Source organism: Bradyrhizobium sp. MI1.3 (assembly GCF_055811695.1).
In genome coordinates, this window is record NZ_JBVVPQ010000270.1 from 1 (window position 1) to 422 (window position 422).

Below are 422 nucleotides of genomic sequence, written 5' to 3' on the forward strand. Positions count from 1 at the left end.
TGTAATCGCATCATGGCGACGACGGCCGACACGCTTCCGGACGATCCCGGCACGCTCAAGGCGATGCTGCTGGCCGAACGGGCGCGCGCCGCGCGGCTCGAGCAGATCATCAAGGAGCAGCGTCATCGCTTCGGCCGCCGGGCCGAGACGCTGCCGGAGGACCAGTTGCTGCTCGGCCTGGAGGAGGTCGAGCAGGTCGAGGCGAGCAGTGATGCCGCAACCGATGCAGCCAATGCTGCCGAGCGATCGAGCCGTGCCGCACGGCGCCGCAGGAACAGAGGAGCGCTGCCGGCGCATCTGCCGCGGGTCGAGATGCTGATCGACCTCGACGATCACGCCTGCCCTTGCTGTCAGCAGGCGCTGCACCGGATCGGCGAGGATGTGAGCGAACGACTGGATATCGTCCCGGCCCAGTTCCGGGT

General features: G+C 68.2%; 1 protein-coding gene. It reads left to right on the forward strand.

The features are described 5' to 3' along the window. Positions 1-12: 12 nt before the first annotated feature. The coding region (locus AC0L3A_RS40985; RefSeq protein WP_473256614.1) for an IS66 family transposase at positions 13-422 on the forward strand (410 nt) is incomplete at its 3' end.